Source organism: Bradyrhizobium sp. WSM1743, assembly GCF_000473065.1.
Lineage (GTDB): Bacteria > Pseudomonadota > Alphaproteobacteria > Rhizobiales > Xanthobacteraceae > Bradyrhizobium.
Map to the genome: position 1 here is coordinate 154,223 of NZ_AXAZ01000004.1, position 12,383 is coordinate 166,605.

Below are 12,383 nucleotides of genomic sequence, written 5' to 3' on the forward strand. Positions count from 1 at the left end.
CCCCGAGAGATCACTAGGAATTCGCTGATGCGTATCGTCAATGTCGCCGCCGCCCAGATGGGCCCGATCCAGAAAGCCGACAGCCGCGAGGCCGTGGTCAAGCGCATGATCGCGCTGATGGACGAGGCGAAGAGCAAGGGTGCCGACCTGATTGTCTATCCCGAATTGGCACTGACGACGTTCTTCCCGCGCTGGTATGTCGAGGACCGCTCCGAGTTCGACATCTGGTTCGAGCGCGAGATGCCGAATGCGGCGACCAGGCCGCTGTTCGAGCGTGCGGCGCAGCACGGAATGGCGATGAACTTTGGCTATGCGGAGCTGACGCCGGACGGCCATCACTTCAACACCGCGATCCTGACCGACAAGTCCGGGACGATCGTCGGCAAATACCGCAAAGTCCATCTGCCGGGTCATGTCGAGTACGACACGAAGCGCTCGCATCAGCATCTGGAGAAGCGCTATTTCGAGCCGGGCGATCTCGGCTTCAACGTCTGGCGCGAGCTCGGCGGCATCATCGGCATGGCGATCTGCAACGATCGCCGCTGGCCCGAGACCTATCGCGTCATGGGCCTGCAGGGCGTCGAGATGGTGCTGATCGGCTACAACACGCCGTCGGTGAATGCGGAGAGGAGCGACGAGGGCGTCGAGAAGCGCCTGTTCCACAACCGCCTTTCGGTGCAGGCCGGTGCCTATCAGAACGCGACCTGGGTGGTCGCGGTCGCCAAGGCCGGCGTCGAGGACGGCCACCCGCTGTTCGGTGGCAGCCTGATCGTCGATCCCAACGGCGAGATCGTCGCCGAGGCGAAGACGGAAGGTGAGGAGGTTCTGGTTCACGCCTGCGACCTCGACGCCACCATTTTCGGTAAGACCACGATCTTCGATTTCGCCCGGCATCGCCGCATCGAGCATTACGGCCTGATCACCAGCCAGACCGGCGCTGTGCTGCCGCCGGAGAAGTGACGCCGATGGCGGACAAGGGCATATCACTGCGTGAACTGGATCCGCGCGATCGCTACAAGCTGCTCTGCGGCGTGGTCGTGCCGCGGCCGATTGCGCTGGTCACGACGCTGGATGAGAACGGTGCGGTCAATGCCGCACCGTTCAGCTTCTTCAATGTGTTCTCGGAAAACCCCGCGCTGATCGTGCTCGGGCTCCAGCACAAGCCGGACCACTCGCCGAAGGACACCACCCGCAACATCCATCGCGATGGCGAGTTCGTCGTGCACATGGTGGACGAGGCGCTGTCGGTCGCCATGAACGACTGCGCGGTCGATTTTCCGTCCGGCGACAGCGAGGTCGCCGCGACTGGGCTTGCGACGCTTGCCTCGATCGACGTGAAGGTGCCGCGCCTCGCGGCCGCGCCGTTTGCGCTGGAATGCCGGCGCCATGTCGTGCTGAACTTCTCGCCGGATCGCGAGCTCCTGGTTGGCGAGGTGCTCAGGGTGCACGCCCGCGAGGGCCTGGTCGACACCGCCAACATGTATGTCGATCTCGAAGCCTATCGGCCGATCGGCCGCATGTTCGGCAATCTCTACACCACGCAGCGGGATACGTTTGCTTTGACGCGCGAGAGCCATGCGCAATGGCTCGCGCGCCAGGACGCCAAAGAGCTGAAGGACGCCTAGTGAGCCGAGAACTGCACCGTACCCAGCGCCATGGTGACGGCCGCCTGTGTCGGGTCGATCACGGGAATGCGCAGCGCCTCTTCGAGCGGGCGGCGGTGGCGCGCCATGCCGGCGCAGCCCATCACGATGGTGCGGGCGCCATCCTCGTCACGCAGCGCGCGGCCGACCTCGATCATCTTAGCGAGCGTGCCTTCGCCCGAGGCGGTTTCGGCGACGCTCATGTTCAGCGGCCGCTCGCCGGCAAGGCGCTCGGTCAGTCCCATCTGCCTGAGATAGCGCATGTGACGCGGGATCGAGCGCTGGGCAATCGCAATGACGCCGAATGTTTCGGCTCGCGCCAGCGCCGTCAGCACGCCGCACTCGGCAATGCCGAACACGGGCCGGTCGGTGCCTTCGCGGCAGACCTGAAGCCCGGGATCGCTGTAGCAGGCGATGACGAAGGCGGCCGAGCCGTTGTCGCTCTCGACCAGCTTTCGCAGCGGTATCGCGACGCTATCGACGTCCGCCTGGCTCTCGATGCCGAACGGACCCTCGGCCAGCGTCTGGCAGACCACCTCCGGTCCGCCCTCGAAACCGAGCGGCTTCAACGCATCCTCCAGCCCTTGCGTGACCTCATGGTTGGAGTTCGGGTTGATGACGAGAATGCGCGGCCGAGACATGATGGTCTTCCTGCGAAATTACCTGAACGTGCCTTGAGCCTATCACGGAGTGCCTCATGACTGAACCCGCTTACGACCTGATCATCCGCGGCGGCCGCGTCGCCACCACCACCGACGTCTTCGAGGCCGACGTCGCCATCTCAGGCGAGACCATCGCGGCCATCGGCCGCGGGCTTCCGGCGGCCAAGCGCGAGATCGACGCGCGTGGCAAGCTGGTGCTGCCCGGCGGCGTCGACAGTCACGCCCATATCGAGCAGCTGTCGGCCGCCGGTATCATGAACGCGGACACGTTTGAGAGCGCGACCGTGTCGGCGGCTTTCGGCGGCACGACCACGGTGATCCCGTTCGCCGCCCAGCACGTCGGCATGAAGCTGCCGCAGGTGGTGGAGGACTATCACGCGCTGGCCAAGAAGGGCGCGGTGATCGACTACGCCTTTCACATGATCATTGCGGACGCCACCAAGGAGACGGTCGAGGAGCACATCCCGGCGCTGGTGAAGCAGGGCCATGCCTCGATCAAGATCTTCATGACCTATGACCGGCTCAAGGTCGACGACGAGCCGCTGCTCGACATCCTTCTCGCCGCGCGACAGTCCGGTGCGATGTTGTGCGCCCATGCCGAAAACCACGGCATCATCGCCTGGATGGTGAAGCGGCTGCTCGCGCGCGGCTACACCATGCCGAAATACCACGCCGTCAGCCACGCCCGCGTGTCGGAGGCCGAAGCGTTCACCCGGCTGATCGGCATGGCCGCGCTGATCGACCAGCCGATCATGATTTTCCACGTCTCGACCGCCGAAGGCGCCAAGGTGATCCGCGATTCCCGCGGGCAGGGGCTCAAGGTGTTCGCCGAGACCTGTCCGCAATACCTGTTCCTGACCGCCAACGATCTCGACAAGCCCGGCGCCGAAGGTGCCAAATGGATGTGCAGCCCGCCGCCGCGCACCCATGCCGACCAGGAGGCGCTGTGGCAGGCACTCTCGCTCGGCGATCTCCAGACCATCTCGTCGGATCACGCGCCATATCGCTTTGATGAGACCGGCAAGCTGCGTGCCGGCCCCAATCCGAATTTCAAGCAGGTCGCCAACGGCCTGCCCGGACTGGAGCTGCGGCTGCCGCTGCTGTTCGACGCGATGGTGTCGAAGGGACGGCTGGGCCTAGAAAAATTCGTCGAGCTGACCGCAACGGCGCCGGCAAAAATCTACAATCTGCATCCGCGCAAGGGCTCGATCGCGGTCGGCGCCGATGCCGATATCGCGATATGGGATCCCAACCGCGAAGTCACCGTCGCCGACGAGATGATGCACGATCTCGCCGGCTACACGCCGTTCGCGGGCCGCAAGCTGAAGGGCTGGCCGGTGTCGGTGCTCTCGCGCGGTCGCGTGGTCATCGAGGGCAACAAGTGCCTGGCAAGCGCCGGCAGCGGACAATTCCTGGCGCGCAGCGGCGGCGAGGCGGCCAAGCCCACCGGCCGGCTCGTTGCGGACATGGATCCGGAACGGAATTTTGGAGCCAACCTGCTGTGATGGTGGATCGCGCGCGATGAAGATCGTCATCTTCGGTGGCACCGGCTTTGTCGGCCTCAATCTGGCCGAGGTGCTGCTCGCGCGCGGGCATGAGGTGACGCTGTATGATCGGGCGCCGCTGCCGCCGGCTGCGCAGCGATGGCTGGCGGATTATCGCGAGCGGCTCAAAGTCGTTCAGGGCGATATCACCGACGCGGAAGCCATCGACGCCCTCATTGCCGGGGGCTGCGATGCCATCGTGCTTGGCGCCGCGGTTACGGCCGGCGATGACCTCGAACGGGCTTCGCCCGCGCGCGTTCTCGAGATCAACGTGATGGCGCAGATCCCCATTCTGCTTGCGGCGATCCGCCACGGTGTCCGGCGCGTCGTCAATCTGTCCTCGGCATCGGCCTACGGCGCATCGGGAGCGCGGTTCGAGGTCCTGGACGAGGAAGCGCCCTGCGATCCCGTCTCGTTCTACGCCATCAGCAAGTTCGCCTCGGAACGATCGGTCGCACGGCACGCGGAGCTTTTTGGCGGCGATTTCCTGAGCGTGCGGCTCAGTGCTGTCTTCGGTCCGTGGGAGCGGCCCGGCTCGATGCGCGATACGCCGAGTCTCCAGTTCCAGATTCTCGCCGCGTTCGCCCGCGGCGAGCCGGCGCTCCTCCCTGCGCCGGGCATCAAGGATTGGACCTACGCGCCGGATGCCGCCGAAGCCGTTGCAGTGCTGATCGAAGCCGAGCGGCCGCGCCATCGGCTCTACAACATCTCCAGCGGCGTGGCCTGGTCCGCGCTGCAGTGGGGCGAGGCGTTTGCCGCGCTGCACCCCGGGCTGGAGTGTCGGCTGGCGAATCCGGGCGAGAAGACCTTCATCAAGCTCCACGGCGGGGATCGTGCGCCGCTCTCCGTCGCGCGGATGGCCGACGAGTTCGGCTGGCGCGCCCGGTTCGGCTGCGCGGAGTCGGCCGCCGCGATGAGCGCCTGGTGGAGGCAGCACAAGGAGGGGATCTGACATGCAGCTGCAGGGGCGCACGGCCATCATCACCGGCGCGGGCTCGGGCATCGGCCGCGCCAGCGCAAAACTGTTCGCGGAGCAGGGCGCGCGCCTTGCTCTGGTCGATCGCGATGCCGCTGGCCTCGAGGACACGCTGAGACTGGTGAGCGAGGCAACGACGCACGTCGGCGACGTCGGCGATGCCGCATTCGCCGAGACGGTCGTCGGCGACGTCGTGGCCCGGCATGGCCGGCTCGACATCCTCATGACCGCGGCCGGCTTCTCCTGCGGCGGCACGGTGCTGACGACGAGCCTGGATGACTGGGATGCGGTGTTCCGCGCCAATGTCGGCGGCACCTGGCTGTGGGCGCGGGCCGCGGTGCCGCAGATGCAGCGGCAGAACAGCGGCTCGATCATCACGCTGGCATCGCAGCTCGCCATTGCCGGCGGCAAGGGCAACAGCGCCTATATCGCCGCCAAGGGCGCGATCATCAGCCTGACGCGGACCATGGCGGTGGACTTCGCAACGGACGGCATCCGCGTCAACGCGATTGCGCCTGGCGCGATCGACACGCCGATGCTCCGGCGCAGCTTTGCCCGCCACGCCAATCCGGACGAGGTGCGTGAGGTCTCGCGCAACCGGCACGCCATGAAGCGGTTCGGCCAGGCGGAGGAGATCGCGCAGACCGCGCTGCATCTCGCCAGCGATGCCTCTTCGTTCACGACCGGCACCGTGATGGTGGTCGACGGGGGCTGGCTCGCGGCATGAGTGAGGCGCTCACCCAGCTCGAGGTCGATATTCGCGCCGATCTGGCGATGATCGCGCATCCCGGCGCTGTGTGGCTTGAAACGAAAACGGGGCCCGACGGCAAACCGGCGCTGGATGTCCTCATCGTCGGCGCGGGCCAGTCCGGCATCGCCATCGGCTTTGGCCTGATGCGCTCCCGCGTCAGCAACATCCTGCTGCTCGACAAGGCCGAGGAGGGGAAGGAGGGCCCATGGCTCACCTATGCCCGGATGCCGACGCTGCGCAGCCCGAAGGACTACACCGGCCCGGACCTCGATATCCCCAGCCTGACCTACCAGTCCTGGCACGAAGCCCGCTTCGGCAAGGAGAGCTGGCAGACACTCGACCTGATCCCGCGCGCCCATTGGGCCGAGTACCTGCTCTGGCTGCGGCGTACGATCGGCTTGCCGGTGCGCAACGCTTGCGAGCTCCTGGAGATCGGGCCTGCGTCTGACGGCCTGCTCGCCGCGTGCGTGAAACGGGCAGGAGAGGTCGAGACGCTCTACGCCCGCAAGATCGTGCTCGCGACGGGGCAGGAAGGCATGGGCGATTGGATGATCCCGGGGCAGCTAGCGCATCTGCCCGCGAGCTCAGTCGCAACTGTCGCCGACGACATCGACTTCGAACAGCTTCGCGGCAAGCGCGTCGCCGTGATCGGGGCCGGTGCCTCCGCCTTCGACAACGCGGCCACCGCGCTGGAGGCGGGCGCCGCCGAGGTTCACCTGCTGTGCCGCCGCGCGCAGATCCAGGTGATCCAGCCCTATCGCTGGCTGACCTTCCGCGGCTTCCTGCGCCATCTCAGCGACCTTGACGATGCCTGGCGCTGGCGCTTCATGCGCAAGATCCTCGAGATGCGTGAGGGATTTCCGCAACCAACCTATGACCGCTGCGCGCGGCACGCCAATTTCACACTGCACGAGGGCGCGCCGGTCGAAGCCGCGCGCAAGACCGATAACGGCATCGAATTGCAGACGCCGCGTGGCGTCATCTCCGCCGATTTCGTCATCTGCGGCACCGGCATCGATATGAACTTTGCCGGGCGCAGCGAACTCTCCAGGTTCGCCGGCAATATCGCCAATTGGGCCGATCGCTATCATCCGCCGGAAGACGAACGCAACGAACGCCTCGGCCGCTTTCCCTATCTTGCCGACGACTATGCCTTCACCGAGCGCGTGCCGGGAAAGACGCCGTGGATCTCCGACATCCATCTCTTCGCCATCGCCTCCACCATGAGCTTCGGTCCGTCGGGATCGTCGATCAATGCGATGACGACAGCCGTGCCGAAGCTGGTCCACGGCCTGACACGTGGCCTGTTCCGCGCCGATGTTGAACGACACTGGGCTTCGCTCAGCGCGTACGACGTGCCGCAGGCCGTGGTCACGCGGCCGGCGCGAAAAATGGAGGAATCGCTGTGATCATCCATGCACCGCCGCGACGATGCATCCGCAAAAACGCCCCATGAGACTGGCGCGCAACTTGCTTCTTTCTTAACCTGCCTTGCTGGCGTTCTCGTTCGAAATTCAGGGAAAAACCGATGCGTTTTGTGTCTTTCAGGCCGGCGACCTCAGTCCTCGCTGCCACCGCGCTGTTGCTCATCGCCAATGCGCCGTCGCAAGCGCAAACCAGGGCCGAGACATTGCGCTACGTGACCGGCGCGTCCGTCAACACGCTTGATCCCAACATTCCCGGCTCGACCCGCGAGTCCTTTGCGCTGAGCATGAGCACTTATGACCGGCTGGTCGCATTCGGCCGCAAGCAGCTCAACGGCAAATGGGTGTTCGATCTCGACACGATCACCGGCGAGCTCGCCGAATCCTATGACGTCAGCCCCGACGGCCTCAAGCTCACCTTCCGCCTGCGCAAGGACGCAAAATTCCAGGACGGCTCGCCCGTCACGGCCGAGGACGTCAAATGGTCGCTCGACCGCTGTGTCACCGCGCCGATCCTCGGCAAGGCGCAGCTGCTGACGGGCTCGCTGACGTCGGCCGACCAGTTCAAGGTGATCGATCCCCTCACCATCGAGGTGACGCTGCCCAAGCCGGACAAGCTCGCGCTGCCGAACCTGGCCACCGTCTATCCCATGATCATCAACTCAAAGGTCGCCAAGGCGCACGCGACCCCGGACGATCCGTGGGCGACCGCATGGCTCAAGGAGCACACCGCCGGCAGCGGCGCCTATGTGGTCGAGACCTTCAAGCCGGGCGAGCAGGTGATCCTCAAGCGAGACGAGAGCTGGAATCGCGGCTCGGCCAACAAGCCTGCGTTCTTCAAGCGCGTGATCGTGCAATCCGTGCCGGAGCCGGCGACCCGCGCCAATCTGGTGGAGCGCGGGGATGCCGATCTCGTCGTTGATCTCCAGCCCAGCGACGTGCAGTCACTGGAGGCCAAGGGCAAGCTCAAGGTGATCTCGACGCCGCAGTACAATGCGATCACCTACGTCTCGATGAACAACCAGATTCCGCCCTTCGACAACGTGAATGTGCGCCGCGCCATCGCTTATGCGTTGCCCTATGACGACATGTTCAAGGCCGCCCTGTTCGGACGCGGCGCGCCGCTGTTCGGCGCGACCTGGCCGGATGGCAAGCCGCTGAATGGCATCTATCCGTTCCAGCAGCCGGTGAAAATGGATCTCGACAAGGCCAGGGAGTATCTAAAGGCCGCAGGACTTCCGGAAGGCTTCTCGACCACGTTCAGCTTCAACGTCGGCCAATCGTCGACCGCGGAGCCAATGGCCGCGCTTGTCAAGGAGTCGCTTGCCAAGATCGGCATCAAGGTCGACATTCAGAAGTTGCCGGATGCGCAGATGTCGACGCAGATCAACGAGAAGAAGCTGCCCTTCTTCACCGAGGGCATCGTCGCCTGGCTGCCGTCGACCGACTATTTCTACCGCAACTTCTACACCGGCAATCAGCGCTGGAATTACAGCTCGATCAACAATCCCGACCTTGCCGCGATCGCGCAGGAGGCGCGCTTCGAGCCGGATAAGGCCAAGTATGAGGAAGCCGGCCGCAAGCTCAACGCGATGCATATGGACCTGATGCCGCAGATCATGCTGTGGCAGCCGAACCAGGATGCGGTGATGGCGTCGTCGATCGAAGGCTACACCTATGAGTTCCATCGCCAGGTGGACTATCGCGATGTCAGCCGCAAATGACATCGGCGGCCAACAGGAGCGCTGAAGGGTGATGACCGGTCTTGGCGCAACGGTGACGCGGGCGGGCAGGCGGCTTCTGTCGTCACTGCCGGCGCTGTTCGGCGTGCTGGTCTTCACCTTCCTGCTGATGCGCGTCCTGCCCGGGGATCCCGCGGTGTTCTTCGCCTCGGGGCCCAATGCCGGCAAGGAGGAGATCGAGCAGATCCGCAAGCAAATGGGGCTCGACAAATCGGTGCCGGAGCAACTCGTGTTCTATCTTTCCGACATCGGCCAAGGCAATCTCGGCCGTTCCATGATGACCGGGCAGCCGGTGCTGAAGGACCTGCGCGAGCGGTTGCCGGCGTCGCTGGAGCTCACCTTCACCGCGCTCCTGATCGCGCTGATCGCGGCAGTGCCGCTCGGCGTCATCGCGGCGCTTCGGCCGGGATCGGTCGTCGATCACGGCGTGCGGCTGTTCTGCGCGCTCGGTGTCTGCGTGCCGACCTTCGTCTCGGGCCTGCTCTTGATCTACGTCTTCTACTACCTGCTCGGGCTTGCTCCTGATCCCACCGGGCGAATAGACGTCTTCACCTCGCTGCCGCCGCAGCGCACCGGCTTCCTGCTGATCGATTTCCTGCTCGCCGGTGATGTCGAGGGGTGGTGGACGGCCTGCAAGCAGCTGATCCTGCCGGCGGTGAGCATGGCCTTGTTCGTCATTGCGCCGCTGGCGCGGATCACGCGGGCCTCGATGCTGGTCTCGCTCGGCAGCGATTTCGTGCGCACCGCGCGCTCGGTCGGATTGTCCTGGCGCAAAGTGGTCGTGACCTACGCGCTGCGTAATGCGATCCTTCCCGTCATCACCATCGCCGGCATCGTGTTCTCGACCATGCTGGGTGCCAATGTGCTGGTGGAAAAAGTGTTCTCCTGGCCGGGCGTTGCCTCCTATGCGCTCGATGCGCTGCTGTCCTCCGACTATGCGCCGGTGCAGGGCTTCGTGCTGCTGATGGCCAGCCTGTTTGTGCTGGTCAATCTCGTGGTCGATATCTGCTACGGCATCGCCGATCCCAGGGTGTCGATCGAATGACCAGTGCAACTCTCCGCCATTCCGTCTGGATCCTGCGCGGCAATCCGCTGACGGCGGTGGCCGCGGCCGGTGTGACGCTGTTCGTCCTGCTCGCGATCTTCGGCCCCTGGATCGTGCCCTATGATCCCGTGGTTTCCAATGTCTCGGAGGCGTTGCAGCCGCCGAGCGCGGCGCATCTCGCCGGCACCGACCAGCTCGGGCGCGACGTATTCAGCCGTCTCATCATCGCGGCGCGGCTTGATCTCGCCATTGCCGTCTCCGCGGTCGGCATCTCCTTCGTGATCGGCGCCGTCGTCGGCGCGTTCTGCGGCTATGCGGGCGGGCGGCTCGATCGTGCCGTCGGCCGTTTCGTCGACGTGATGATGGCCTTTCCGCTGTTCGTGCTGGCGATGGCGATGGTTGCGGCATTGGGCAACCGGATCGAGAACATCGTGATCGCGACCGCGATCATCAATCTTCCTTTCTACATCCGCTTCGCACGGGCCGAGGTGAACGTCAGGCGCAATGTCGGCTGGGTCGAGGCCGCGCGCGCCTGCGGCGAGAGTCACTTCTCCGTGGTGCTGCGCTTCCTGCTGCCGAACATCCTGCCGGCGATGGCGGTGCAGATCTCGCTCAATCTCGGCTGGGCGATCCTGAATGCGGCCGGATTGTCCTTCATCGGCCTCGGCGTCAAGCCGCCGACGCCGGAATGGGGCATCATGGTCGCGGAGGGTGCGCGCTTCATCTCGACCGGACGGTGGTGGCTGGTGGCCTTTCCTGGCCTTGCGCTGATGTTGGCGGTGCTGTGCTTCAACCTGCTCGGCGACGGGATGCGGGACATTCTCGATCCCCGGATGCGCACATGAGCGAGGAACTGCTCAGGATCGACGACCTCCACGTCGCGTTCTCGACGCGGCGCGGAATGGTCGAGGCCGTGCGCGGCGTGACGCTCACGGTCAAGGCCGGTGAGATGCTCGGCCTCGTCGGCGAGAGTGGCTCGGGCAAGTCGGTGACCGGCTTTGCCACGACGCGGCTGCTGGATGCCGCCGGCCGCGTCACCGGCGGCAAGATCCTGTTCCGCGGGCAGGACGTGACGAAGCTCCGGGGTGATGAGCTCCGACAGCTGCAGGGCGCTGCGATGTCGATGATCTTCCAGAACCCGCGGGCGGCGCTCAATCCGATCCGGGCGATCGGATTGCAGATCGCGGACGCGATCCTCACCCATAAGCGTATCTCGAAAGAGGCCGCGCGCGCCGAGGCGCTGGACTTGCTGCGCGCCGTCCAGATCCGTGATCCCGAGCAGCGGATGAACGCCTATCCGCACGAGCTCTCCGGCGGCATGTGCCAGCGTGTCATGATCGCGATCGCGATCTCCTGCAATCCCGCGCTACTGATCGCCGACGAGCCGACCACCGGGCTCGACGTCACCACCCAGAAGGTGGTGATGGACCTTCTTGCGGACATCGCCGCCGCGCGCGGCATGGCGACGATCCTGATCACGCATGATCTCGGCCTCGCAGCGCGCTATTGCCGCCGCATCGCCGTGATGGAGCGCGGCCGCATCGTCGAGGAGGCAAGTCCCAGCACCCTCTTCAGCGCGCCGCAGCATGCCTATACCAGACGCCTGGTTGCGGCATCGCCGACGGCGACGTCACGGATCGAAGACCTGGTCACGGAGGAGGAGCGGGAGCGTTACCCCGCTATTGTCAGCAAGCCGAGGCAGGAGCCCGCTCACGGCACGCCACCGCTGCTGGAGGTGCGCAAGCTCGCAAAGCGCTTCGATCAGGGCTCTGCGGCGGTTGCCGACTTCTCGATGACAATGGCCGGCGGCGAGAGCGTCGGGCTCGTCGGCGAGTCCGGCTCCGGCAAGAGCACGACCTCGCGCATGATCTGCCGTCTGATCGATCCGAGCGAGGGCGACATCGTGTTCGACGGTCAGTCGATCGGCCACGTCGCGTCGCGTGATTTTCACCGCTCGCCATTGCGCAAAGACATCCAGATGGTGTTTCAGGATCCGAACGAGAGCCTCAACCCGCGCTTTACGGCGTTCGATTGTATTGCCCACCCCTTGATGCGGCTCGACGGCATGCGCGCGGGCGAGGCGTTGCGCCAGCGGGTGGTAGAATGCGCGCAGCGCGTGGGACTGCCGCTCGATCTGTTGCCACGGTTTCCGCATCAGCTCTCCGGCGGGCAGAAAGCCCGTGTCGGCATCGCCCGTGCCATCGCCTGCCAGCCGCGGCTCTTGGTGCTGGACGAGCCGACCGCCGCGCTCGACGTCTCGGTGCAGGCGGTTGTGCTGCAGCTGCTCGATCGCCTGCGGCGCGAGAACGATATCGCGCTGCTGTTCGTCAGCCACGATCTCAACGTGGTGCGCATGCTGTGCGACCGCACCATCGTGCTGCACAATGGCGGCATCGTGGAGCAGGGCGAGAGCCGGGCGCTGTTCGATAATCCGAAGACCGACTACACGCGCAAATTGGTCGAGGCGATCCCCCACATCGAGACCGGGCCGACGCTGGCGGCTGCGCTCTGAGCCCGTATCGGCCCGAATGAAGGTGAGATCCCGCTGGCGAAGGCGCATTTAGTGGCATACCATTTGCTTGCAAATGGGCTCGGT

General features: G+C 65.3%; 11 protein-coding genes. 10 read left to right on the plus strand and 1 reads right to left on the minus strand.

What is annotated here, in order from left to right; all coding sequences use genetic code 11:
- Nucleotides 1-27 precede the first annotated feature (27 nt).
- Together YU9_RS0105725 and YU9_RS0105730 are read left to right on the plus strand one after the other, a co-directional pair.
- A complete protein-coding gene (locus YU9_RS0105725; RefSeq protein WP_027571917.1) occupies nt 28-960 on the plus strand; it encodes an N-carbamoyl-D-amino-acid hydrolase in 933 nt (310 codons plus the stop codon).
- A 5-nt stretch (nt 961-965) separates the two neighbouring features.
- Nucleotides 966-1,625, plus strand: coding sequence for a flavin reductase family protein (locus tag YU9_RS0105730; RefSeq protein WP_198028211.1), 660 nt, complete (start codon nt 966-968; stop codon nt 1,623-1,625).
- On the opposite strand, the gene YU9_RS0105735 is transcribed toward YU9_RS0105730, so the two are convergent.
- Nucleotides 1,622-2,284: an aspartate/glutamate racemase family protein gene (locus YU9_RS0105735; RefSeq protein ID WP_027571919.1), complete on the minus strand. Its 663-nt coding sequence runs from the start codon at nt 2,282-2,284 to the stop codon at nt 1,622-1,624. The two genes, YU9_RS0105730 and YU9_RS0105735, sit on opposite strands and share 4 nt — an antisense overlap.
- A 56-nt stretch (nt 2,285-2,340) precedes the next feature.
- Here YU9_RS0105735 and hydA point away from each other — a divergent pair, with 56 nt between their 5' ends.
- The 8 genes from hydA to nikE all read left to right on the plus strand — a co-directional run bounded on the left by hydA (nt 2,341) and on the right by nikE (nt 12,299).
- A complete protein-coding gene (gene hydA, locus YU9_RS0105740; RefSeq protein ID WP_027571920.1) occupies nt 2,341-3,810 on the plus strand; it encodes a dihydropyrimidinase in 1,470 nt (489 codons plus the stop codon).
- Between the two features lie 16 nt (nt 3,811-3,826).
- Entirely contained in the window at nt 3,827-4,801 is a 975-nt protein-coding gene (locus tag YU9_RS0105745) for an NAD(P)-dependent oxidoreductase (RefSeq protein ID WP_027571921.1), read from the plus strand.
- A gap of 1 nt (nt 4,802) precedes the next feature.
- Nucleotides 4,803-5,552, plus strand: a complete 750-nt coding sequence (locus YU9_RS0105750) for an SDR family oxidoreductase (protein ID WP_027571922.1) — start codon at nt 4,803-4,805, stop codon at nt 5,550-5,552.
- Nucleotides 5,549-6,985 carry an NAD(P)-binding domain-containing protein gene (locus tag YU9_RS0105755; protein WP_027571923.1) on the plus strand — a complete coding sequence of 479 codons (1,437 nt, stop codon included), beginning with the start codon at nt 5,549-5,551 and terminating at the stop codon, nt 6,983-6,985. The genes YU9_RS0105750 and YU9_RS0105755 overlap by 4 nt, the downstream gene beginning before the upstream one ends.
- Nucleotides 6,986-7,104: 119 nt before the next feature.
- Nucleotides 7,105-8,724, plus strand: coding sequence for an ABC transporter substrate-binding protein (locus YU9_RS0105760; RefSeq protein WP_027571924.1), 1,620 nt, complete (start codon nt 7,105-7,107; stop codon nt 8,722-8,724).
- 28 nt (nt 8,725-8,752) lie between these two features.
- Nucleotides 8,753-9,787, plus strand: a complete 1,035-nt coding sequence (locus tag YU9_RS0105765) for an ABC transporter permease (protein ID WP_027571925.1) — start codon at nt 8,753-8,755, stop codon at nt 9,785-9,787.
- The gene (locus tag YU9_RS0105770) at nt 9,784-10,632 is read left to right on the plus strand and encodes an ABC transporter permease (protein ID WP_027571926.1); all 849 of its coding nucleotides are present in this window, start codon (nt 9,784-9,786) and stop codon (nt 10,630-10,632) included. The genes YU9_RS0105765 and YU9_RS0105770 overlap by 4 nt, the downstream gene beginning before the upstream one ends.
- The gene (gene nikE / locus YU9_RS0105775; protein ID WP_027571927.1) at nt 10,629-12,299 is read left to right on the plus strand and encodes an ABC transporter ATP-binding protein; all 1,671 of its coding nucleotides are present in this window, start codon (nt 10,629-10,631) and stop codon (nt 12,297-12,299) included. Before YU9_RS0105770 ends, nikE begins: the two co-directional genes overlap by 4 nt.
- Nucleotides 12,300-12,383: the final 84 nt, after the last annotated feature.

Bases quoted from the DNA above. Each gene is read 5' to 3' on its own strand.
- YU9_RS0105725 (WP_027571917.1), top strand. From the start codon at position 28: ATGCGTATCGTCAATGTCGCCGCCGCCCAGATGGGCCCGATCCAGAAA.
- YU9_RS0105730 (WP_198028211.1), top strand. From the start codon at position 966: ATGGCGGACAAGGGCATATCACTGCGTGAACTGGATCCGCGCGATCGC.
- YU9_RS0105735 (WP_027571919.1), bottom strand. From the start codon at position 2,284: ATGTCTCGGCCGCGCATTCTCGTCATCAACCCGAACTCCAACCATGAG.
- hydA (WP_027571920.1), top strand. From the start codon at position 2,341: ATGACTGAACCCGCTTACGACCTGATCATCCGCGGCGGCCGCGTCGCC.
- YU9_RS0105745 (WP_027571921.1), top strand. From the start codon at position 3,827: ATGAAGATCGTCATCTTCGGTGGCACCGGCTTTGTCGGCCTCAATCTG.
- YU9_RS0105750 (WP_027571922.1), top strand. From the start codon at position 4,803: ATGCAGCTGCAGGGGCGCACGGCCATCATCACCGGCGCGGGCTCGGGC.
- YU9_RS0105755 (WP_027571923.1), top strand. From the start codon at position 5,549: ATGAGTGAGGCGCTCACCCAGCTCGAGGTCGATATTCGCGCCGATCTG.
- YU9_RS0105760 (WP_027571924.1), top strand. From the start codon at position 7,105: ATGCGTTTTGTGTCTTTCAGGCCGGCGACCTCAGTCCTCGCTGCCACC.
- YU9_RS0105770 (WP_027571926.1), top strand. From the start codon at position 9,784: ATGACCAGTGCAACTCTCCGCCATTCCGTCTGGATCCTGCGCGGCAAT.
- nikE (WP_027571927.1), top strand. From the start codon at position 10,629: ATGAGCGAGGAACTGCTCAGGATCGACGACCTCCACGTCGCGTTCTCG.